Origin of the sequence: Streptomyces sp. NPDC037389 (assembly GCF_040636475.1) — a bacterium.
GTDB classification, from domain to species: Bacteria; Actinomycetota; Actinomycetes; order Streptomycetales; family Streptomycetaceae; genus Streptomyces; species Streptomyces hesseae.
The window spans coordinates 657972-682946 of record NZ_JBEZUS010000003.1; the positions used below are offsets into that span (position 1 = coordinate 657972).

Here is a 24975-nt window from a genome sequence, read left to right on the forward strand (position 1 = left end):
GCGCGGCGGCCCGACTCGTCGGGCTCGCCCACCCGGACCTGCACCTGGACGCCGCCCTGCCCGGGCAGGACGAGCGGCGCGGCGAGCGTCAGCTCCTCCAGTCCCGCGCAGCCGACCTCGTCACCGGCCCGCAGCGCCAGCTCCACCAGCGCCGTACCCGGCACCAGCACCGAACCCAGGACGGCGTGATCGGCCAGCCAAGCGTGGGTCTGGAGCGACAGGCGTCCCGTGAAGAGGAAGCCGTCGGAGCCCGCGAGCTCCACCGTCGCGCCCAGCAGCGGGTGGTCGGCGGAACCCAGGCCCGCGAAGCGGACGTCCCCGGCGCGTGCGATCGTGCCCGTGGGCCAGAACCGCTGGTGCTGGAACGCGTACGTCGGCAGGTCCACGCGTCGCGCGCCCGTCCCGGCGTACACGGCGGCCCAGTCCACGTCGGCACCGGAGACGTGGAGGTGTGCCAGGGCGGTGAGTGCCGTCAGTTCCTCGGGCCGGTCCTTGCGCAGGACGGGCACGAGCACGGCGGCCTCGTCGGTCAGCGACTCGCGGGCCATGGCGGTCAGCACACCGTCCGGGCCCAGCTCCAGGAAGCGGGTCACGCCCGCGGCGTGGAGGGTGCGGATCCCGTCGGCGAAGCGGACGGCCTCGCGGACGTGGCGGACCCAGTAGGCGGCGGAGGCCAGTTCCCCGGGCTCGGCGAGGTCACCGGTGAGGTTGGAGACGACCGGGACGGCCGGCGTGCCGAAGGACAGGCCCTCCACGACCTCCAGGAACCGCCCGAGCATCGGTGCCATCAGCGGCGAGTGGAAGGCGTGCGAGACGCGCAGACGGCTCGTCTTCCGGCCCTCGGCCTCGAAGTGCCCGGCGATCCTTGCGACCGCTTCCTCCGCGCCCGAGACCACCACGGACGAGGGGCCGTTTATGGCCGCGATCGTGACATCGTCCGCGACCAGCGGCAGGACCTCGTCCTCCGTGGCCTGGACCGCCACCATCGCACCGCCGGCGGGCAGCTCCTGCATCAGACGGCCACGGGCCGCCACCAGCGCACACGCGTCCGCCAGGGAGAAGACCCCGGCGACGTGCGCCGCCGCGACCTCACCGATCGAATGACCGGCCACATACTCCGGCCGCACACCCCACGACTCCACCAGCCGGAACAACGCCACCTCGACCGCGAACAGCCCGGCCTGGGTGTAGACGGTCTGGTTGGCCAGGTCCTCGTCCTCGCCCCAGATCACCTCGCGCAGAGGCCGGTCCAAGTGCTCGTCGAGGCCCGCGCAGACCGCGTCGAACGCGTCGGTGAACACCGGGAAGCGCCCGTACAACTCACGGCCCATGCCCAGCCGCTGGGAGCCCTGGCCGGAGAACAGCACCGCCGTCCTGCCCGAGTCCCCCGCCGAGCCCTCGACCACACCGGCAGCGGGCTCACCCGACGCCAGCGCCGCGAGCGCCCCCGTCAGCGACTCCGCGTCCGCGCCCAGCACCACCGCGCGATGCGCGAAGCCCGACCGGCTCGACACCAGCGAGAAACCCACATCCACGGGACGCTGCCCGTCGAAATGTGCCAGGAGACGCGACGCCTGATCCCGCAGGGCCTCCTCGGTCCTGCCGGACAGCACCCAGGGCACGACCGCGCCCGGCTCCGGGGCTTCCACAAGCTCCGGCTCCGGCTCGGCCTGCTCCAGGATCACGTGCGCGTTCGTCCCGCTGACGCCGAACGACGAGACGCCCGCCCGTCGTCGGCCGCCTTCCGCGGCCGTCCACTCGACAGGTGCCGTCAGAAGCTCCACCGCGCCCGCCGACCAGTCCACGTGCGTGGACGGCTCGTCGATGTGCAGGGTGTGCGGCAGGACTCCGTGCCGCATCGCCATGACCATCTTGATGATTCCGGCGACACCGGCGGCGGCCTGCGTGTGCCCGATGTTGGACTTCACGGAACCCAGCCACAGCGGCCGGTCCTCCGCCCGGTCCTGACCGTACGTGGCCAGCAGCGCCTGCGCCTCGATCGGGTCACCCAGGGTGGTGCCCGTACCGTGCGCCTCCACCGCGTCGACGTCAGCCGTCGACAGCCCGGCGCTCGCCAGCGCCTGGCGGATCACCCGCTGCTGCGACGGGCCGTTCGGGGCCGTCAGACCGTTCGAAGCGCCGTCCTGGTTGACCGCCGAACCGCGCAGGACGGCCAGCACCCGGTGCCCGTTGCGACGGGCGTCCGACAGGCGCTCCAGGACCAGCATGCCGACGCCCTCCGCCCAGCCGACGCCGTCGGCGGCGTCCGCGAAGGCCTTGCTGCGGCCGTCCGCCGCGAGTCCGCGCTGGCGGGAGAACTCCACGAACGTCGTCGGCGTCGACATCACCGTCACACCGCCGGCCAGCGCCAGCGAGCACTCGCCCGAGCGCAGCGCCTGGGCCGCCCAGTGCAGGGCGACCAGCGACGACGAGCAGGCCGTGTCGACCGTGACGGCCGGGCCCTCCAGGCCGAAGGTGTACGAGACCCGGCCCGAGGCGATGCTGGCGGCGCTGCCGTTGCCCCGGAAGCCTTCGAACTGGTCGCCGACCAGCATGTTCGCGTAGTCGTTGTACATCACGCCGGCGAAGACACCGGTCCTGCTGCCGCGCAGGGTCAGCGGGTCGATGCCCGTGCGCTCGATCGCCTCCCACGTCGCCTCCAGCAGCAGCCGCTGCTGGGAGTCCGTCGCCAGGGCCTCACGAGGGCTCATCCCGAAGAACTCCGGGTCGAACTCGCCCGCTTCGTGGAGGAAGCCGCCGGAGCGGGTGTAGGAGGTGCCGGGCACCTCGGGGTCGGGGTTGTAGAGGGCCTCGACGTCCCAGCCGCGGTCGGCCGGGAAGTCGGAGACCGCGTCCACGCCCTCCGACACCAGCCGCCACAGGTCCTCCGGGGACGACACGCCACCCGGGTAACGGCAGCTCATCCCGACGATCACCACCGGGTCGTCGGCCACCGCCGGCAGCGTGCCGACGGCCGCTCGGGGCGACTCCTCCGGCTCCGTGCCGCCGAACAGTTCGTCCAGCAGGAAGCCGACCAGGGCCTCCGGGGTCGGGTAGTCGAAGACCACGGTGGCCGGGAGACGCAGGCCCGTGGCCGCGTTCAGGCGGTTGCGGAGTTCGACGGCCGTCAGCGAGTCGAAGCCGAGGTCCTGGAAGGCGCGTGACGCCTTCACCGTGTCCGCGTCCGCGTGGCCGAGGACCACCGCGATCTGGCCGCGGACCAGGTCCTGGAGCACCTCTCGGCGCTCGACCGGGCCCAGCCCGCTCAGGCGGCCGACGAGTCCGGCGGCCGCCGCCGCCGAGCGGCGGGCGCGGCCGCGGACCCGGCCGCGCAGGAGCGCGGGGGCGTCGCCCCGGGCCCGCAGGGCGGGGAGGTCGAAGCGGACGGGCAGGACGACGGCGTCGTCGACCGTCAGCGCGGCGTCGAACAGGGCGACGCCTTCGGCGGGGGTGAGTTCGGGCATGCCCGAGCGGGCGATGCGCCGGATGTCGACGTCCGACAGGGTGCCGGTCATGCCGCCGTCCTGGGTCCACGGACCCCACGGCATGGAGACGGCGGTGCGGCCGGTGGCCCGCCGGTGCTGGGCGAGCGCGTCGAGGAAGGCGTTGCCTGCCGCGTAGTTGGCCTGGCCCGGGCCGCCGAAGACGCCGGAGACGGAGGAGAAGGTGATGAAGGCGTCGAGGTCGAGGTCCCTGGTCGCCTCGTGGAGGTGCCAGGCCGCGTCGGCCTTCGGGCGGAGGACGGTGGCGAGCCGCTCCGGCGTCAGGGATTCCACGACGCCGTCGTCGAGGACGCCCGCGGTGTGGACGACGGCCGTGACGCGGTGCCGTGCCACCAGGTCGTCCACCGCCGCCCGGTCCGTGACGTCGCAGGCTTCGACGGTGATGTCGGCGCCCTGGTCGGTCAGTTCGCGGGCCAGTTCCCCGGCGCCGTCGGCGGCGGGGCCGCTGCGGCTGACGAGAAGGAGGTTCCGTACGCCGTGCGCGGTCACCAGGTGGCGGGCCACGGCGCGGCCGAGGCCGCCCGTGCCGCCGGTGACGAGGACGGTGCCGTCCGGGTTCCAGGGGGAGCCCGCGGTCTCCTGGGGTGTGGCACGGGTCAGTCGCGCGGCGAGGATCTCGCCGTCGCGGAGGAGCAGTTGCGGCTCGTCGGGGGTCAGGGCGAGGGCCTGCGGGAGGGCGGTGAGGCAGGCCGCCTGGTCGCCCTCCAGGTCCAGCAGGCCGAAGCGGTCCGGGTGCTCGGAGCGTGCCGAGCGCACCAGGCCCCACGCCGCCGCCGCGGCGAGGTCGTTGCCTGCCGTGGCGCCCCGGGTCGTGAACACCAGCCGCGACCCGGCGAACCGCTCGTCCGCCAGCCAATCCTGGACGAGTTCCAGCACCCGGGCCGTCACCGTGTGGACGGAGTCCACGACGGCGTCCGGATAGCCGTCGCCCGCCACGGGGACGAGGACGGTGCCGGGTACGTCGCCGGCCTCGGCCAGTGCCGCCAGGTCCGTTCGGTGGACGTAGCGGTCGGCGGGGAGAGCAGTGGATGCCTCCGTGCCCACGACCGCGATCGGGTCCCGGTCGGCGCCCGGCCGGGTCACGCGCTGGGGCGCGGGTGTCCAGCGCAGCTGGAACAGGGAGTCCCGGCCGACCGTGCCCGTGGCGCCCGCGCCCGCGCCCGTCAGCCGGTCGGCGCGGTCGGCCGAGACCGCCCGCAGGACGAGCGTGTCGACCGAGGCGACGGGGCCGCCCTCGGCGTCGGCGACGGTCACGGAGACCGAGTCGTCGCCCGTGCGGACGACGCGGACGCGGATCGCGGAGGCGCCGGACGCGTGGAGGGTGACGCCCTCCCAGGAGAAGGGCAGGACGCCCCGCTCCATGCCGTTGAACGCGGTGACGTGGAGGGCGGCGTCGAGCAGCGCGGGGTGGATGCCGTAGGCCGCGGCGTCGCCCTCGCCGGTCGTGGGCAGGGACACCTCGGCGTACATCTCGTCGCCGCGCCGCCAGGCGCAGCGCAGGCCCTGGAAGAGCGGGCCGTAGTCGAAGCCGCCGACGGCCATCCGGTCGTAGAGGCCGGCCAGTTCGACGGGCTCGGCGCCGGTGGGCGGCCAGACGGTGGTGTCGAGGGCCGCGGCCCCGGCCGGCTGCTCCTCCTCCCCGGTGCCGCTGAGCACGCCGGTGGCGTGGCGGGTCCAGGGGCGTTCGCCGTCGCCTTCGGGGCGTGAGCGGGCGGTGAGGGTGCGGCGGCCGGCGTCGTCGGCGGGGCCGATGTGCAATTGCAGCTGGACGCCGCCGCCGTCCTCGGGGAGGACGAGGGGCGCGGCGAGGGTCAGGTCCTCGATGCGATCGCAGCCGACCTCGTCGGCGGCGCGGATGGCGAGTTCGACGAAGGCGGTGCCGGGCAGGAGGACGGAGCCCAGGACCATGTGGTCGGCGAGCCAGGGGTGGGTGCGTACCGACAGGCGGGTGGTGAGCAGCAGGCCGTCGCCGCCGTCGGGGAGTTCCACGGAGGCGGCGGCGCTCAGCAGCGGGTGGTCGGTCGCTTCGAGGCCGGCGGTGCCGACGTCGCCGGTGGCGGGGGCGGGCTCGGGCCAGTAGCGCCGGTGCTGGAAGGCGTAGGTGGGGAGGTCGGTGTCGCGGGCTCCGGTGCCGGTGAAGAAGGCGGTCCAGTCGACGTCCGTGCCCTGGGTGGAGAGGTGGGCGAGGGCGGTGAGGAGGGCCGGTTCCTCCGGGCGGTCCTTGCGGAGGGCGGGGACGGCGAGCGTCTCGTCGGGGAGGGATTCCCGGGCCATGGCGGAGAGGGTGCCGTCGGGGCCGAGTTCCAGGAGGCGGGTGACGCCTTCCGCGTGGAGGGTGCGGATGCCGTCGGCGAAGCGGACGGCCTCGCGGACGTGGCAGACCCAGTAGTCCGGGGAGCGCAGTTGGTCGTCGTCGGCGAGGCCGCCGGTGACGTTGGAGACGACGGTCAGGTCCGGGCGGGCGAAGGTCAGGGCGGCGACGGTGGTGCGGAAGTCGTCCAGCATCGGTTCCATCAGCGGGGAGTGGAACGCGTGGGAGACCCGCAGCCGGCTGGTCTTGCGGCCTTCGGCGGTGAAGTGGGCGCGTATGCGGTCGACGGCGTCCTGGCGGCCGGAGATCACGACGGAGGACGGGCCGTTGACGGCGGCGATCGACACGTCGTCCGTCAGCAGCGGCAGGACTTCGTCCTCGGTGGCGCGGAGGGCGGCCATGGCCCCGCCCCGCGGCAGGGCCTGCATCAGCCGGCCCCGGGCGGCGACGAGGGCGCACGCGTCGGCCAGCGGGAGGACGCCCGCGACGTGGGCGGCGGTGATCTCGCCGAGCGAGTGCCCGGCGACGTATTCGGGGCGGACGCCCCAGGACTCCACGAGCCGGAACAGGGCGACCTCGACGGCGAAGAGCCCGGCCTGGGCGTACACGGTCTGGTCGAGCAGGTCCTGCTGCTCGCCCCAGACGATGTCGCGGAGGGAGCGGCCCAGGTGCTCGTCCAGTGCGGCGCACGCGGCGTCGAAGGCTTCGGCGAACGCCGGGAAGCGGCCGTGGAGTTCGCGACCCATGCCCAGTCGCTGGGAGCCCTGGCCGGAGAAGAGGAAGGCCGTCCTGCCCGGGGCGGCCGCGCCTTGGACGAGGCCGGCGTCGGGCTCGCCGGAGGCGAGTGCGGTCAGGGCCCGGGTGAGGGTTTCGGAGCCGTCGCCGAGGACGACCGCGCGCTGCGGGAGGCCCGCCCGGGTGGCCACGAGGGAGTGGCCGACGTCCAGGGGGTGTCCGGCGTCGTGGTCCAGCAGGCGGGCGGCCTGGGCGCGCAGGGCCTCCTCCGTCTTGCCGGTGAGCACCCAGGGCACCACGCCGGGGGTCACGGCGGGTTCCCGCTCCTCGGCGGCGGGCTCCGCCTCGGCCTGCTCCAGGATCACGTGGGCGTTGGTGCCGCTGATGCCGAAGGCGGAGACGGCGGCGCGGCGCGGGCGGCCGGTGGCGGGCCAGTCGAGGCGCTCGGTGAGCAGTTCGACGGCGCCCGCCGACCAGTCCACGTGCGAGGTGGGCTCGTCGACGTGGAGGGTGGGCGGCAGGACGCCCTGCCGCATGGCCATGATCATCTTGATGACGCCGGCGACGCCGGCCGCCGCCTGGGCGTGGCCGATGTTGGACTTGATGCCGCCGAGGCGCAGCGGCTGCCCGGCGGGCCGGTCCTGGCCGTAGGTGGCGAGCAGTGCCTGGGCCTCGATCGGGTCGCCGAGCGTCGTACCCGTGCCGTGGGCCTCGACGGCGTCGACCTGGTCGGGGGTGAGCTGGGCGTTGGCGAGGGCGGCGCGGATGACGCGCTGCTGGGAGGGGCCGTTGGGGGCGGTGAGGCGGCTGCTGGCGCCGTCCTGGTTGACGGCGGTGCCGCGGACGACGGCGAGGACGCGGTGGCCGTTGCGGCGGGCGTCGGAGAGACGTTCGACGAGGAGGACGCCGACGCCCTCGCTCCAGCCGGTGCCGTCGGCGGCGTCGGCGAAGGGCTTGCAGCGGCCGTCGGGGGCGAGTCCGCGCTGGCGGGAGAACTCGGTGAAGAGGCTGGTGGTGGGCATCACGGCAACGCCGCCCGCCAGGGCGAGGGAGCACTCGCCGGAGCGCAGGGCGCGGACGGCGAGGTGGAGGGCGACGAGGGAGGAGGAGCAGGCCGTGTCCACGGTGACGGCCGGGCCTTCGAGGCCGAGGGTGTAGGCGATGCGGCCGGACAGGACGCTGGTGGCGCCGCCGGTGAGCAGGTGGCCCTCGGTCTCGTCGGTGCGGGAGGCGAGCGAGCCGTAGTTGGTGTCGGCGCCGCCGACGAAGACGCCGGTGTCGCTGCCGCGCAGGGAGGCGGGGTTGATGCGGGCGCGTTCGACGGCCTCCCAGGCCGATTCGAGCAGCAGCCGCTGCTGCGGGTCCATGGCCAGCGCCTCGCGGGGGGCGATGCCGAAGAGCTCCGCGTCGAAGTCGGCCGCCCCGGTGAGGAAGCCACCCTGGCGCACATAGCTCTTCCCCGGCTTGCCGGGCTCGGGGTCGTAGAGGGCGTCGAAGTCCCAGCCGCGGTCGGTGGGGATGTCGCCGACCGCGTCGACTCCGCCGTCGACGAGCCGCCACAGGTCCTCGGGGGAAGCGACGCCGCCGGGGAAGCGGCAGGCCATGCCGACGACGGCGATGGGCTCGCTGTCCTTGGCCTCGACGGTCTCCAGCCGCTGCTTCGCTCGCCGCAGGTCCGCGGTGACGCGCTTGAGATAGTCCCGGAGCTTGTCTTCGGTGCTGCTGGTCATGGTGCTTGCTTCCTCCCAGTCCGGAAAATGATGTTTTTCGACTGACTGGGCTTGTCAGGCGAGGCCGAGTTCTTTGTCGATGAGGTCGAAGATCTCGTCGTCGGTCTCGGCGGCTTCGAGGTCGGAGGCGGCGGGGTCGTCGGCCGTGGCGTCCTCGGCCGTCGTGCCGTCGTCGGTGGCGTCGAGCTTCCACTGGAGTGACTTGAGTCGCTGGAGGAGCCGGGTGCGGGCCTCGCCGTCCAGTTCGCTCGCGGCCACCGCGGCTTCCAGGAGGCCGAGTTCCGCGAAGACGGACGCGGCCTCTCCCGCGTCGTCGGCTCCAGTGGTGAGGTCGAGCCGTTCGCGGAGGTGGCGGACCAGGCCGAGCGGGGTCGGGTGGTCGAAGATCGCCGTGGTGGGCAGGCGCAGCCCGGTCTCGGCGTTGAGCCGGTTGCGCAGTTCGACGGCGGTGAGCGAGGTCATCCCCAGGTCGAGGAAGCCGCGTTCGGCGTCGACGGCCTCGGCCGAGCCGTGGCCGAGGACGGTGGCGACGTGCCCGGCGACGAGCCGCAGCAGCAGGGCTTCCTGCTTCGGCGCGCTGAGCCCGGCCAGCCGCTCGGCGATCCCCGCCTCGCGGGCGCCGTCCCCGCTGCCGGTCGCGGCGCGCCGTACGGGCGTACGGACGAGGGTGCGCAGCAGCGGGGGGACGCCGGCGGGGGCGGAGGCGGCCAGGGCGCGCGGGTCGAGCCGGACGGGCACGAGGAGGGCACTGTCGACGCCGGAGGCGGCGTCGAGCAGGGCCAGTCCCTGGCCGGTCGGCATCGGCAGCATGCCGGAGCGGGTGAAGCGGTCGAGGTCCACGTCGTCCAGAGTGGCCGTCATTCCACTCGATTCTTCCCAGTATCCCCACGCGAGGGACACGGCGGGCAGGTCCTGGGCGCGGCGGTGGTGGGCGAGGGCGTCGAGGAAGGCGTTGGCGGCGGCGTAGTTCGCCTGGGCCATGCCGCCGGCGACGCCGGCGAAGGAGGAGAAGAGGACGAAGGCGGAGAGCCCGGCCTCGCGGGTGAGCTCGTGGAGGTGCCACGCGGCGTCGGCCTTGGGCCGCAGTACGTGCTCGGCCTGATCGGCGGTCAGGTTCTCCAGGAGTCCGTCGTCGAGGACGCCCGCGGCGTGGACGACGGCGGTCAGCGGGTGCGCGGCCGGGATCCCGGCGAGCGCGCGGGCGAGGTCGGTGCGGTCGGCGGCGTCGCAGGCGACGACGGTGGCCTCCGCGCCCAGGGCGGCCAGTTCCTCGCACAGCTCCCGGGCGCCCGGGGCGTCGGGGCCCCGGCGGCCGGTGAGGAGCAGGTGGCGGACGCCGTGGTGGGTGGCGAGGTGCCGGGCGAGGAGGCCGCCGAGCGTTCCCGTGCCACCGGTGATCAGCACGGTGCCCTCGCCGGTGGGGTTCCACTCCCACACGGGGGCGTCCGCGAGGTCGGCCGGGTCCGTGCGGACCAGGCGCGGGACGGTCACCGTGCCGCCGCGGACGGCCAGCTGGGTCTCCCCCGCCGCTTCGGCCGCGGCGAGGGCCGGGGCCAGGGCGGCGGTGGAGCGGTCGTCGCCGTCGAGGTCGGCGAGGACGAAGCGCCCGGGGTGCTCGGTCTGCGCGGAGCGGACCAGGCCCCACAGGGCGGCCCCGGCCGGGGCGGGCACCGCGTCGTCGGGCCCGGTGGCGACGGCGCCTTCGGTGACGAGGGCGAGCCGGGAGCCGGCGAACCGCTCGTCGCCGAGCCAGGCCTGGACGAGGGCGAGGCCGTCCCGGACCGCGCGGTGGGCGGCCTCGGGCACGTCCCCGGCGTCTCCCGGGGCTCCGGCGGCGAGCCGCAGCAGCACGGTGCGGGGGGCCCGCTCCCCCGCGTCGAGGGCCGTGCCGAGGGCGGTGAGGTCGGTGTACGCGCGGACGGGCACTCCGTTCAGCGAAGCCGCGTCGCCGAGGACGGCGAAGTCCGCTGCCTCCGACGGGCCTTCCAGGGCGAGCGGGGTCCAGCTCACCCGGTGGAGCGCGTCGTGCCGCGCGCCGCCGACGGTGGTGAGCCGGTCGGCGGTCAGCTCCCGCGTCGTCACGGCGTCGACGACGGCCACGGGCGTGCCCGTGGTGTCCCACGCGGTCAGCGAGACGGTGTCGTCGCCCGCCGGGGCGAGCCGTACCCGGAGGCGGTCGGCGCCGGTGGCGAGGAGCGTGGCGTCCCGCCAGGCCGTCGGGAGCGCGGGCGTGCCCTCGGGGTCGCGCAGGGTCAGGAGCGCCTGGAGCAGGGCCGGGTGAAGGCGGAAGCCGGCGGCGCCCGCCCGGTCCTCGTCGGCCAGGGCGACCTCGGCGTACAGCTCCCCGTCGCCCTGCCGGAGCGCGCGGACCGTGCGGAACGCCGGCCCGTGGTCGTGGCCGTGGGCGGTGAGCGTGTCGAGGAGTGCGTCCGGCTCGACCGGGCGCGCGCCCGTGGGCGGCCAGGTGACGGGCATCGGGGCGGCGGGGGCGGCCGGTCCGGCGGTCAGGGTGCCGGTGGCGTTCCGCGTCCACGGCGCGTCCGTGCCGGCCGGGCGGGTGTGCACGGTGACCGGGCGCAGCCCGTCGCCGTCCGTCGCGCCGACGGCCACCTGGACGTCGACGGCTCCCCGCTCCGGCAGGGCGACCGGCAGGTGTTCGGTGAGCTCGTGGACCGTCGCGCAGCCGGCCTCGTCGCCGGCGCGCACGGCCCATTCGAGCAGGAGCGTGCCGGGGACGACGACGGAGCCGTGGACCGTGTGACCGGCCAGCCAGGGGTGGGTGGCGAGGCCGATGGTGCCGGTGAGGACGGCGCCGTCGTCGGCGAGGGCCACGGCCGTGCCCAGGCCCGCCGGGTCGGCGGAGCCCGACGCCTCCAGCCAGAAGCGCTCGCGCTGGAAGGCGTACGTGGGCAGTTCGGCGGGGCGGCCGCCCGCGACGGCGCCGGTCCAGTCGACGGGCACGCCGTGGACGTGCGCCTCGGCCAGGGAGGTCAGCATGCGCTCGGCCCCGCCGTCGTCGCGGCGCAGCGAGCCGATGGAGACGGCGTCGGCCTCGGCGTCGGCGACGGTGTCCTCGATGCCCACGGTCAGGACGGGGTGCGGGCTGCACTCGACGAACACGTCGTGGCCCTGGGCGAGGAGCGCCCGCAGCGCGTCCTCCAGCCGTACGGTGCGGCGCAGGTTCCGGTACCAGTAGGCGGCGTCCAGGGGCTCGTCGCCGCCGAGCCAGTCGCCGGTGACGGTCGAGAAGAACGGCACGTCGCCGGGGACGGGCGCGAGGCCGTCGAGGTCGGCGAGGAGGGTGTCGTGGATCCGTTCGACCTGGGCGGAGTGGGAGGCGTAGTCGACGGGGATCCGCTTGGCGCGGACGCCGTCGGCCGCGCATTCGGCGAGGAGTTCGTCGAGGGCCGTGTCGTCGCCGGAGACGACGACGGTGGAGGGACCGTTGACGGCGGCGACGGACAGCTTGTCGCCCCAGCGCGCGAGACGGTCGGTGACGTCGGCGTGCGAGGTGGTCACGGACACCATGCCGCCGTGGCCGGAGAGCTCCACGGCGATGGCCTGGCTGCGCAGGGCGACGACCTTGGCCCCGTCCTCCAGGGACAGCGCCCCGGCGACGCAGGCCGCGGCGATCTCGCCCTGGGAGTGGCCGAGGACGGCGGCGGGGCGGACGCCGTGGGCGCGCCACACCTCCGCGAGGGAGACCATGACCGCCCACAGCGCGGGCTGGGCCACGTCCACCCGGTCGAGCCCCGGCGCGTCCGCGTCGCCGCGCAGGACATCGGTCAGGGACCAGTCGACGTACGGGGCGAGGGCGCGCTCGCACGCGGCGATCCGGTCCGCGAAGGCGGTGGAGGTGGCGAGGAGTTCGGTGCCCATGCCGGCCCACTGGGAGCCCTGGCCGGGGAAGACGAAGACGGCCTTGCGCTCGCGGGAGCCGGTGAAGCCGCCGTGGACGGTGCCGGTGGCGGGCTCGCCCTCGGCGAGGGCGCGCAGCCGCTCGGTGAGCGCCTCGCGCCCGGCGCCGACGACCACGGCCCGGTGTTCGAGCGTGGAGCGCCGGGTGGCGAGGGAGTACGCCAGGTCGAGCGGGGCCGCGTCGGGGTGCCGCTCCAGGTGGGCGAGCAGGGCGCGGGCCTGGCCGCGCAGTCCGCGCTCGCTGCGGGCCGACAGCAGCCAGGGCACCGTGGCGGCGGGGGGCTCCGGCGTGTTCTCCGCCGGTGCTTCCGCGTCGGCGGGGGCCTGTTCGAGGATGACGTGGACGTTGGTGCCGCTGATGCCGAAGGAGGACACGCCGGCCCGGCGGGGGCGGTCGTTCTCGGGCCAGTCGACGGCCCGGTCCAGCAGGCTCACCGCGCCCGCGCTCCAGTCGACGTGCGGGGAGGGCTCGTCGATGTGGAGGCTCTGGGGCAGGGTGGCGTTGCGGATCGCGAGGACCATCTTCATGACGCCCGCGACACCGGCGGCGGCCTGCGTGTGACCGATGTTGGATTTCACCGAACCCAGCCACAGCGGCCGGTCCTCCGCCCGGTCCTGACCGTACGTGGCCAGCAGCGCCTGCGCCTCGATCGGGTCACCCAGGGTGGTACCCGTACCGTGCGCCTCCACCGCGTCCACATCGGCGGACTTGAGGCCCGCGTTGGCCAGCGCCTGGCGGATGACGCGCTGCTGCGACGGGCCGTTCGGAGCGCTCAGACCGTTCGACGCACCGTCCTGGTTGACGGCCGAGCCCCGTACGACAGCCAGCACCGGATGACCGTTGCGCCGCGCGTCCGACAGCCGCTCCACCAGCAGCAGGCCGACGCCCTCGGCGAATCCGGTGCCGTCGGCGCTCGCGGCGAAGGGCTTGCAACGGCCGTCACCGGCGAGGCCGCGCTGGCGGGCGAAGTCGGTGAACAGGCGCGGCGAGGACATGACGGTCACACCGCCGGCCAGGGCGAGCGTGCACTCGCCCTGCCGCAGCGACTGCGCGGCCATGTGCAGGGCGACCAGCGACGACGAGCACGCCGTGTCCACGGTCACCGCCGGGCCCTCCAGGCCCAGGGCGTAGGCGACTCGGCCGGAGACGACGCTCATGGCGTTGCCGTTGTTCACGTACCCGGCGAGTTCCTCGGGGATCTCGGGGACGCGGGTCATGTAGTCGCTGGAGGACAGTCCGGCGAAGACGCCGGTGCGGCTGCCGCGTACGGACCGGGGGTCGATGCCCGCGCGTTCGAAGGTCTCCCACGCGGTCTCCAGCAGCAGCCGCTGCTGCGGGTCCATGGCCAGGGCCTCGCGCGGCGAGATGCCGAAGAATCCCGCGTCGAACTCGGCGGCGTCGTAGAGGAAGCCGCCCTCGCGGGTGCGGGAGGAGCCGGTTCCGTCGGGCACGGAGGCGTAGACGGTGTCGGGGTCCCAGCCGCGGTCCTCGGGGAAGCCGGCGATGGCGTCGGTGCCGGAGGCCAGCAGCTCCCACAGGTCCTGGGGCGAGCGGACGCCGCCGGGCAGCCGGCCGGCCATGCCCACGATGGCGATCGGCTCGTCGGCGGCGGACGCGACAGTCGTGTCGTCGGCGGCGGAGCTGTCGGAGAGGCCGTCGGAAAGCTCGCCGTCGAGGTAGGCGGCGAGGGCCGCGGGGGCCGGGTAGTCGAAGGCGAGGGTGGCCGGGAGGCGCAGGCCGGTGGCGGTGCCGAGCCGGTTGCGGAGCTCTACGGAGGTGAGCGAGTTGAAGCCCAGGTCGCGGAAGGCCCGTTCGGCGGGGACGAGGCTGGTGTCCGTGTGGCCCAGGACGGCCGCGACGCAGCCGCTGACCAGCTCCAGCAGGTGGGCGCGGCGGTCGGTGGCGGGCAGGCCCGCGAGCCGCTGCCGGAGCGCGTCGGCACCCGAGGCGGGGCGTTCCGCGCCGGCCGCGCGCCGTGCGGTGCTACCCCGGTACAGGCCACGCAGCAGGGCGGGGAGTTCGGCCGGGCGGCGGGTGCGCAGGACGGCGCCGTCCAGGCGGACGGGGACGAGCAGGGGCCTGCGGGCGGCGAGGGCGGCGTCGAAGAGGGCGAGGCCGTCGGTCGTGGAGAGGGTGAGCGCGCCGGACTGGCGGGCCCGGGCCCGGTCGCCGTCGTCGAGGTGGGCGGTCATCTCGCTGGCCTGTGCCCACAGTCCCCAGGCGAGGGAGGTGGCGGGCCGGCCCTGGACGCGGCGGTGCTGGGCGAGGGCGTCGAGGTAGGCGTTGGCGGCGGCGTAGTTGCCCTGACCGGCGGAGCCGAAGACGCCGGCGGCCGAGGAGAACAGCACGAACCCGGCGGGGTCGTGGGGTGCGGTGAGCTCGTGGAGGTGGCGGGCCGCGTCGGCCTTGGCGCGCAGGACTCCGGTGAGCCGGTCGGGGGTCAGGGAGGTGATGACGCCGTCGTCGAGGACGCCGGCGGCGTGTACGACGGCCGTCAGCGGGTGCTCGGCGGGGATGCCGGCCAGTAGCGCGGTGAGCGCGTCGCGGTCGGCGGTGTCGCAGGCGGCGACGGTGACGTGGGCGCCCAGGGCGGCCAGTTCGTCGCGGAGTTCGGGGGCGCCGGGGGCGGTCGTGCCGCGCCGGCTGGTGAGGAGCAGGTTCCGGGTGCCGTGGTGGGTGACGAGGTAGCGGGCCAGCAGGCCGCCGAGCTCGCCGGTGCCGCCGGTGATCAGCACGGTGCCGTCGGGGTCCCAGGGGCGGGGCACGGTGAGGACGACCTTGCCGACGTGGCGGGCCTCGGACACGAAGCGGAAGGCCTCGCGGGCGTGCTGGACGTCCCAGGTGGTGACCGGCAGCGGCCGCAGTGTCCCGTCCTCGAACAGGGCGACGAGCTCGGCGAGCATCTCGTGGATGCGCTCGGGCCCGGCCTCGATCAGGTCGAACGCCCGGTAGGTGACGCCCTCGTGGTCCCGGGCGACCTCGTCGGCGTCGCGGATGTCGGTCTTGCCCATCTCGATCAGCCGGCCGCCGGGGGGCAGCAGGCGCAGCGAGGCGTCGACGAAGTCCCGGGCGAGGGAGTTGAGGACGACGTCCACGCCCCGGCCTCCGGTGGTCCCGCGGAAGTGGTCCTCGAAGTCGAGGGTACGGGAGGAGGCCAGCTTGTCGGCGGGCCAGCCCTCGGCGCGCAGCAGCTCCTGCTTGTACGTACTGGCGGTGCCGAGGACGTCGGCGCCCCAGTGGCGGGCCAGTTGGGCTGCGGCCATGCCGACGCCGCCGGCGGCGGCGTGGATGAGGACGGTCTCCCCGGCGGTGAGGCCGGCGAGGTCGCGCAGGGCGTAGTAGGCGGTGAGGAACACCACGGGGACGGCGGCGGCCTGCTCGAAGGACATGCCGCGCGGTACGGGCGCGAGGACGCGGTGGTCGGCGACGGCCAGCGGGCCGAAGCCGCCGGGCACCATGCCCATGACGCGGTCGCCGACGGCGAGCCCCGTCACGCCGGGTCCGGTCTCGACGACGACGCCGGCGGCCTCGGAGCCGAGGTATTCGGCGCCGCCGGGGTACATGCCGAGGGAGTTGAGGACGTCGCGGAAGTTCAGGCCGGCGGCGCGGACGGCGATGCGGACCTGGCCGGGCTCCAGGGGGCCGGCGGCCTCCGGGCAGGGCGTCAGCGCGAGGTTGTCGACGGTGCCCTTCTCCGGGATGTCCAGCCGCCACGGTGCCTCGCCGTCGGGGACGGGCAGGGGCGCGTGAGTGTGGGTGCGTACGAGGCGGGGCGCGTACGCGGTGCCCTGGCGGAGCGCCAGCTGGGGTTCGTCGGCGGTGACGAGGGCGGGCAGCGGCAGCCAGGAGCCGGCGTGCGCGTCGACGTCGGCGAGGACGATCCGGCCGGGGTGCTCCGACTGCGCCGAGCGCAGCAGGCCGCGTACGGCGGCGGCCGGCAGGTCCCGGACGTCCTCGCCGGTGTGGGTGGCGACGGCGTTCCGGGTGACGACGACGAGGCGGGTGCCGGTGAACCGTTCGTCGGCGAGCCACGTCTGGACGAGGGCCAGGGCGCGTCCGAGCGCGGCGTCCGGCTCGTCGCCGGGACGGCCGTCGGTGGTGAGGGTCGCGATCACGTCGGGCACGGGCTCGGTGGAGGCGGCCAGGGCGGCGAGGTCGTCCCACACGGTCACGGTGACCCCGGTGGCGGCGAAGGCGCTCCGGGACAGGCCGTCCGGGTCGGGGCCGACGAGGGCCCAGGTGGTGGTGCCGGTGGGCTCGGCGGCGGGCAGCGGCGTCCACTCCAGATGGAACAGCGCCTCGCGGGCGGCGTGGGCGGCCGGGTCGAGGAGCGCGGCCGGTACGGGGCGTACGGTCAGCCGCTCGACGGTGGCGACCGGGCGGCCGGTGCCGTCGGCCATGGTCACGGTGACGGCGTCCGGTCCGGCGGGCGCGATCCGTACGCGCAGCAGGGTGGCGCCGGTGGCGTGGAGGGTGACGCCGGACCAGGAGAACGGCATGCCGGGGCGGCCGTCCTCGGGGGTGAGCGGGCCGAGTCCGGCCGGGTGGAGGGCGGCGTCCAGCAGGGCGGGGTGGAGGCCGAAGCGGGCCGCGTCGGTGCGGGCGCGTTCGGGCAGCTCCACCTCGGCGTACACGGCCGTGCCGTGCCGCCAGGCGGCCCGTACACCCTGGAAGACCGGCCCGTAGCCGTAGCCCTGCTCGGCGAGCGTGGCGTAGAAGCCGTCCACGGCGAGCGCCTCGGCGCCCTGCGGGGGCCAGGCGGTGAGCTCCTGCGGCGTCGTCGGGGCGGCGGGGGCGAGGGTGCCGGTGGCGTGTTCGGTCCAGGTGCCCTCGGCGGTGTCGGCGCCGGGGTCGAGGGTGCGGGCGTGGAGGGTCACGGGGCGGTGCCCGGACTCCTCGGGGGCGCCGATGGCGATCTGCACCCGGACCTCGCCGCGCTCGGGCAGGACGACGGGGGCGTGGAGGGTCAGTTCGTCGACGTGGCCGCAGCCGAGCTCGTCACCGGCGCGGATCACGGCCTCGACGAGGGCGGCGCCGGGTACGACGACGGTGCCCGACACGGCGTGGTCGGCGAGCCAGGGGTGGGTGCGCGCGGACCAGCGCGCGGTGACCATCAGCCCGTCGCCGCCCGCGAGTTCCACGGACGCGCCCAGCATCGGGTGCTCGGGCGACTCCAGCCCGGCGGAGGCGACGTTGCCCGCGCCCTCGACGACGCGCGGCCAGAACCGCTGCCGCTGGAACGCGTACGTGGGCAGCTCGGCGCGCGGGGTGCCCGCGCCGGTGAACAGCGTGGACCGGTCCACGGGCACGCCGTGCGTCCAGGCGTCGGCGAGCGCGGCCCGGAAGCGGGCGGGCCCGCCGTCCTCGCGGCGCAGGGTGCCCGTCGCGGCGGCGGTCACGCCGCTGTCGGCGGCGGTCTCCTGCACTCCGGCGATGACCACCGGGTGCGGGCTGACCTCGATGAAGGACTTGTGCCCGGCGTTCAGCAGCGCCCGCGTGGCCGCCTCGAACTCCACCGTCCGCCGCAGGTTGCGGTACCAGTAGGCGGCGTCGAGCGTCGTGGTGTCGACGGGCTCGCCGGTCACCGTCGAGTAGAAGGGGATCTCGGCGGGGCGCGGCGCGACGGGGGCCAGGAGGGTTAGCAGTTCGTCGTGGATCCGCTCGACCTGGGCGGAGTGGGAGGCGTAGTCGACGGGGACGCGCCGGGCGCGGACGCCGTCGCGCTCGCAGCCGGCGAGGAGTTCGTCGAGGGCGTCGGGGGCACCGGAGACGACCACGGAGGCCGGGCCGTTGACGGCGGCGACGGAAACCCGCTCGCCCCACGCGCGGATGCGCGTCCGCACGGCGCCGGCGGGCTGGGCGACGGACACCATGCCGCCGTCGCCGGAGAGGGCGCGGGCGATGGCCTGGCTGCGCAGGGCGACGACGCGGGCCGCGTCGTCCAGGGTGAGGGCGCCGGCCACGCAGGCGGCGGCGATCTCGCCCTGCGAGTGGCCGAGGACGGCGGCGGGCTCGACGCCGTGCGCGCGCCACAGCGCGGCAAGCGACACCATCACGGCGAACAGCGCGGGCTGGACGACGTCCACCCGGTCGAGGGACGGCGCGTCGGGGGCGCCGCGCAGGACGTCCGGCAGCGACCAGTCGACGTACTGGGACAGCGCGGCGCCGCATTCGGCGAGGCGTTCGGCGAAGGCCGGGGAGGTATCGAGGAGTTCGAGGGCCATGCCGGCCCACTGGGAGCCCTGGCCGGGGAAGACGAACACCGGTCCCCGGTCGCCGTCGGCGGTGCCGTCCAGGACGTGCGGCGAGGGCAGCCCGGCGGCCAGCGCGTCGAGCGCGGCGAGGAGTTCGCCGGCGTCGGCGCCGCCGGTGACGACGGCGGCCCGGTGCTCCAGGGCGGCGCGGCCGGTCGCCAGCGCGTGCGCGATGCCGGCGGCGTCGGGTGCCCCGGCGGCACGGACGTACTCGGCCAGCAGGCGGGCCTGGTCGCGGAGGGCGTCGCCGGTCCGGGCGGAGAGCAGCCACGGCCCGGTGGCGGTGGGGACCTCGGTCACGGGCTCGTCGGCGGGGGCCTGTTCGAGGATGATGTGGGCGTTGGTGCCGCTGATGCCGAAGGAGGACACGCCGGCCCGGCGCGGCCGGTCGCCGCCGGTCCACTCGGTGGGTTCGGCGAGCAGGGCGACGGCGCCGTCGGTCCACTCGACGTGCGGGGTGGGCTCGTCGATGTGGAGGCTCTTCGGCAGGACGCCATGGCGCATGGCCAGGACCATCTTCATCACGCCCGCGACACCGGCGGCGGCCTGGGTGTGACCGATGTTGGATTTCACCGAGCCCAGCCACAGCGGCCGGTCCTCGGCCCTGTCCTGCCCATAGGTGGCCAGCAGCGCCTGCGCCTCGATCGGGTCACCCAGGGTGGTACCCGTACCGTGCGCCTCCACCGCGTCCACATCGGCGGGCTTCAGACCCGCGTTGGCGAGGGCCTGACGGATGACGCGCTGCTGCGACGGGCCGTTCGGAGCGCTCAGACCGTTCGACGCGCCGTCCTGGTTGACGGCCGAGCCGCGTACGACCGCCAGCACGGGGTGACCGTTGCGGCGCGCGTCCGACAGCCGCTCCACGAGCAGCAGGCCGACGCCCTCGCTCCAGCCCGTGCCGTCGGCGGCGGCCGCGAAGGGCTTGCACCGGCCGTCGGCGGCGAGCCCGCGCTGCCGGGAGAACTCCACGAAGGAGTACGGGGTGGACATGACCGTCACACCGCCCGCGACCGCGAGCGTGCACTCGCCCTGGCGCAGCGACTGCGCGGCCATGTGCAGGGCGACCAGCGACGACGAGCACGCCGTGTCGACGGTGACGGCCGGGCCCTCGAAGCCGAAGGTGTAGGCGACGCGGCCGGAGACGACGCTCATGGCGTTGCCGGTCAGCAGGTGGCCGGCGACCTCGTCGCGGGTGCCGTCGAGGATGGTCTGGTAGTCCTGCGAGTTGGTGCCGGCGAACACGCCGGTGCGGCTGCCGCGCAGGGAGTCCGGGTCGATCCCGGCCCGTTCCAGGACCTCCCAGGTGGTCTCCAGGAGGAGCCGCTGCTGGGGGTCCATGGCCAGGGCCTCGCGCGGCGAGATCCCGAAGAACCCGGCGTCGAACCCGGCCGCGTCCGTGAGGAAGCCGCCCTCGCGGACGTAGCTGGTGCCCTGGTGGTCGGGGTCGGGGTGGTGGAGGCCCTCGGTGTCCCAGCCGCGGTCCTCGGGGAAGGGGGCGATGCCGTCGGCGCCCTCGGCGAGGAGCCGCCAGAAGTCCTCCGGGGAGTTGGCGCCGCCGGGGAAGCGGCAGGCCATGCCGACGATCGCCACGGGCTCGTCCGGGGCGGCGGCCACGGCGGTCTGTTCGAGGGAGGAGTCCGTCGCGCCCAGCACTTCGGTGCGCAGGAGCGCGGCCACGGCGGCGGCCGTGGGGTGGTCGAAGAGCAGGGTGGCGGGCAGCCGCACCCCCGTCGCGGCGGAGAGCCGGTTGCGCAGCTCGACGGCCGTCAGGGAGTCGAAGCCCAGGTCGCGGAAGGCCCGCCCCGCGTCGATGCCGTCGGGGGAGGCGTGGCCGAGGACCTTGGCGATCTCCTCGCGGACCACGTCGACGAGCACGCGCTCCTGTTCGGCGGCCGGGCGGCCCGCGAGGCGGTCGCGCAGCGGCGACCCGCCGGGCGCCGCGCCCGGGGCGCGGCCGGCCTCGCCGGCCCGGCGGGCCTCGGGCACGCCGTCGATCAGGGGGCAGGGGCGGGTGGCGGTGAGGGTGGTGGCGTAGGGGGCCCAGTCGATGTCGGCGACGGTGGTGTGGGCCGTGCCCCGGGCGACGGCCCGGCGCAGGGCGGCGAGGGCCGGGGCGGGGGCCATGGGCCGCAGTCCGTCGCGGGACATGCGTCCGGCGAGGGCGTCGTCGGTGGCCATGCCGTCGCCCGCCCAGGGGCCCCAGGCCACGGAGGTGGCGGCCAGGCCCTGGTGGCGGCGCTGTTCGGCGAGGGCGTCGAGGAACGCGTTGGCTGCGGCGTAGTTGGCCTGGCCGGCGTTGCCGATGACGCCGGTGATCGAGGAGAACAGTACGAACATGCCCAGGTCCTGGTCCTGGGTCAGGTCGTGGAGGTGGCGGGCGGCGTCGGCCTTGGGGCGCAGGACGCTCGCGAAGCGCTCGGGGGTGAGGGTGGCGAGGACGCCGTCGTCCAGGACGCCGGCGGCGTGGACGACGCCCGTGAGGGGGGTGTCGTCGGGGATGTCCGCGAGGAGGGCCGCGAGCGCGTCGCGGTCGGCGGCGTCGCAGGCGGCGAGGGTGACGCGGGTGCCCTGGGCGGTGAGTTCGGCGGCCAGTTCGCGGGCGCCGGGGGCGTCCGCGCCGCGCCGGCCGGTGAGCAGCAGGTGCTCGGCCCCGGCGTCGGCGAGGGTACGGGCGACCCGGGCGCCCAGCGCGCCCGTGCCGCCGGTGATCAGGACCGTGCCGTGGACGGGCCAGGCGGCGTCCGTGTCGTCGGCGCCGGCCGGGACGCGCTCCAGGCGGCGGGCGAGGGTTCCGGCGGGCCGGATGGCGACCTGGTCCTCGCGGCCGTCGGCGAGCACGCCGAGGAGGGCGGAGACGGCCCGCGCGTCGGCGTCCCGCGGCAGGTCGATCAGTCCGCCCCAGGCGCCGGGGTGTTCGAGGGCGGCCACGCGGCCGAGTCCCCACAGCTGTGCCTGGGCGAGGCTCGTCGGCGCCTCGGTGACGTCGGCGGCCACGGCGCCCCGGGTGGCGCACCACAGCGGCGCGGCGGCGTCGGCGGCTTCCAGGGCGTTCAGGAGCGTGGTGGTCGTGGTGAGGGCGAGCGGTACGGACGGGTACCGCGGGTGGGAGCGCTCGTCGAGGGCGAGCAGGGACAGCACTCCGGCCACGGGCCCTTCGGCCAGGGCGGCGGCGATCGTGTCCCGGTCGGCGGCGTCGTCGCCGGTCAGGGTCAGCTTGTCGGCGCGCAGGCCGCCCGGGCCGGTGAGCGCGTCGGTCCAGTCGGCTGCTTCCTCGCCGGTGGTGCCGGGTACGGCGAGGAGCCAGCGGCCGGCGGGTGTGCGGTCGGTGCCGGTGGTGACCTGGGTCCAGGTGGTGCGGTAGCTCCAGCCGTCGACGGTGGCGCGGGTGGTGCGGCGGCGGCGCCAGGTGGCGAGGGCGGGCAGGATGCCGCCGAGGGTGGTGGCGGCCTCGTCGGCGTCGAGCGCGAGGACGTCGGAGAGGGTACGGGTGTCCTCGCGTTCGACCGCCGCCCAGAAGTCGGCGTCGACGGCGTCGGCCGGGGTGGGTGCCGTGTCGGTCCCGCCGGGGGCGTCGGAGTTGTCCAGCCAGTACCACTGCCGCTGGAAGGCGTAGGTGGGCAGTTCGACGCGGGTGGCGCCGACGCCGGCGAGGGAGGCGGCCCAGTCCACGCGGACGCCGCGCGCCGAGGCCGCCGCGAGGCCCTCGGCGAGGGCGCGGGTCTCGGGGCGGTCGCCGCGCAGCAGGGGTACGGCCACGGCCGTGCCGTCGGCGGTGAGGCAGCCCTCGATCAGGGGGGTGAGCACCCCGCCCGGGCCGATCTCGACGAAGGCCGTCACGCCCGCGGCCTCCAGGGCGCGTACGGCATCGGCGAAGCGGACGGTCGCGCGGACCTGGCGCACCCAGTACTCGGGGGAGGTCAGCTCGTCCGCGCCGGCGAGCGCGCCCGTGACGGTGGAGACGACGGGGACGCGCGGGGCGTGGTAGGTGAGGCTCTCGGCGACGCGCCGGAAGTCCTCCAGCATGGCGTCCATGCGCGGCGAGTGGAAGGCGTGGCTGACCCGCAGCCGTTTGGTGCGGCGGCCTTCGGCCTCCCAGTGGGCGGCGACGCCGGTGACGGTCTCCTCGTCGCCGGAGACGACGACGGAGCGCGGCCCGTTGACGGCGGCTATGGAGACCCGGTCCTCGAGGCCGGTGAGCGATGCGCGGATCTCGTCCTCGCCGGCCTCGACGGCCGCCATCGCCCCGCCCTCGGGAAGCGCCTCCATCAGGCCGGCGCGGGCGGCCACGAGCCGGGCGGCGTCGGCGAGGGAGAGGACGCCCGCCACGTGGGCGGCGGACAGCTCGCCGATGGAGTGGCCGCCGACGAACTGCGGGGTCACGCCCCAGGATTCGACGAGCCGGTGGAGGGCGACCTCGACGGCGAACAGGGCGGTCTGGGTCCAGCCGGTGCGGTCCAGCAGCGCGGCCTCGGGCGTGCCCTCCCCGGCGAAGACGATCTCGCGCAGCGGGCGGTCCAGCAGCGGGTCGAGTTCGGCGCACACCGCGTCGAAGGCCGCCGCGAACACCGGGTGGGTGCTGTGGAGTTCACGGCCCATGCCGACGCGCTGCGAGCCCTGCCCGGCGAAGAGGAACGCCGTGGGGGTCTTGGCGGCGGTGCCGGTGACGAGGCCGTTCGCGGTCCGGCCATCGGCGAGGGCGTCGAGCCCGGCGAGGGCCTCCTCGCGGCCGTCGGCCACGACGAACGCCCGGTGCTCCATCAGGGGCCGGCCGGTCGCGAGGGAGTGGGCCACGTCGGCGGGGTCGAGCCCGGGGTGGGCGCGCAGCTGCCGGGCGAGGCGGACGGCCTGGGCCCGCAGGGCCTCTTCGGAGCGGGCGGACAGGGCCCAGGGCAGCGCGGCGGGCCGTACGGCGGGTTCGGCGGGGGTGGTGTCGTCTTCGGCTTCGGCCGGTTCCGGCGCCGGGGCCTGTTCGATGATGACGTGGGCGTTGGTGCCGCTGACGCCGAACGACGAGACGGCGGCCCGGCGCGGCCGGCCGGTCTCCGGCCAGGTCTCCTGGCCGGTCAGCAACCGGGCGTGGCCGGACGTCCAGTCGACGTGCGGGGTGGGCTCGTCTAGGTGGAGGGTCCGCGGGAGGAGGCCGTGGCGCATGGCCAGGACCATCTTCATCACCCCGGCCACACCGGCGGCGGCCTGTGTGTGCCCGATGTTGGACTTGAGCGAGCCGAGGAGGACGGGCCGGTCGGCGGGGCGCTGCTGGCCGTAGGTGGCGAGCAGGGCGTGGGCCTCGATGGGGTCGCCGAGGGTGGTGCCCGTGCCGTGGGCCTCGACCGCGTCGATCTCGGGGGCGGTGAGCTCGGCGTTGGCGAGGGCCTGGCGGATGACGCGCTGCTGGGAGGGCCCGTTGGGGGCGGTCAGGCCGTTGGACGCGCCGTCCTGGTTGACGGCGCTGCCACGGATGACCGCCAGCACGGGGTGGCCGTTGCGGCGCGCGTCCGACAGCCGCTCCACGAGCAGCAGGCCGACGCCCTCGCTCCAGCCCGTGCCGTCGGCGGCGGCGGAGAAGGGCTTGCACCGGCCGTCGGGGGCGAGCCCGCGCTGCCGGGAGAACTCGACGAACATCTGCGGCGTGGACATCACGGTGGCGCCGCCCACGAGGGCCATCGTGCACTCGCCCTGGCGCAGCGAGTGCACCGCGAGGTGGAGGGCGACCAAGGAGGAGGAGCAGGCGGTGTCGACGGTGAGGGCGGGGCCTTCGAGGCCGAGGACGTAGGAGATGCGGCCGGAGGCGACGCTGATGGCGTTGCCGGTCAGCAGGTGGCCGCCGACCTCGTCGGTGCGGTGGACCGGGCCGAGGGAGACCGTGCCGGGGTCGTAGCCGCCGGGGCCGGTGCCAACGAAGACGCCGGTGCGGGTGCCGGCCAGGGACGCCGGGTCGATGCCGGCGCGTTCGACGACCTCCCAGGCGGTCTCCAGCAGGAGCCGCTGCTGGGGGTCCATGGCCGTCGCCTCGCGGGGCGAGATGCCGAAGAAGGAGGGGTCGAACTCGCCCGCGTCGTGGAGGAAACCGCCTTCGCGGGCGTAGCTGGTGCCCTGGTGGGAGGGGTCGGGGTCGTAGAGGCCGTCGAGGTCCCAGCCGCGGTTGGCGGGGAAGGCGGTGACGGCGTCGACGCCGCCCTCGACCAGCTCCCACAGCTCCTCGGGCGTGCGGACGCCACCGGGGTAGCGGCAGCCCATGGCGACGATGGCGATGGGTTCGCGCTGCCGCCGCCGGGTCTCGCCGAGCTCCTCGCGGGTCTCGTGAAGGTCGGCGATGGCACGCTTGAGGTACTCGCGGAGCTTGCCCTCATTCGACATCAGGATGTCAACCCCTCGCTGATCTGCCGGTCTCGGGGAGCGGACTGCCGACTGCCGACACTCACGTCTGACCCGTTTCAAGGCCATCCTGATCGAGGTCGACTGCGGGTTTCCCTAGATGCGGGCGCGAGGGGGTGTGAGAGGTGTTGGGGGACGCGCCACGGCG

At 75.6% G+C, this 24975-nt stretch carries 2 protein-coding genes (1 of these 2 cut by a window edge); both read right to left on the reverse strand.

Annotated features, from left to right (window positions below):
- On the reverse strand, positions 1–8279 hold the 5' end (the start) of the coding sequence (locus tag AB0E98_RS09585) for an SDR family NAD(P)-dependent oxidoreductase (RefSeq protein WP_361700479.1). It extends 23026 nt beyond the left edge of the window; 8279 of the gene's 31305 nt are visible here — the first part of the coding sequence; the start codon lies at positions 8277–8279; the stop codon falls past the left edge of the window.
- Between the two features lie 54 nt (positions 8280–8333).
- Positions 8334–24809 (reverse strand): type I polyketide synthase, encoded by a 16476-nt coding sequence (locus AB0E98_RS09590; RefSeq protein ID WP_361700481.1) that lies wholly within the window; start codon positions 24807–24809, stop codon positions 8334–8336.
- Positions 24810–24975: the final 166 nt, after the last annotated feature.

Coding starts and splice junctions, on each gene's coding strand:
- AB0E98_RS09590 (WP_361700481.1), bottom strand. CDS start 24,809: ATGTCGAATGAGGGCAAGCTCCGCGAGTACCTCAAGCGTGCCATCGCC.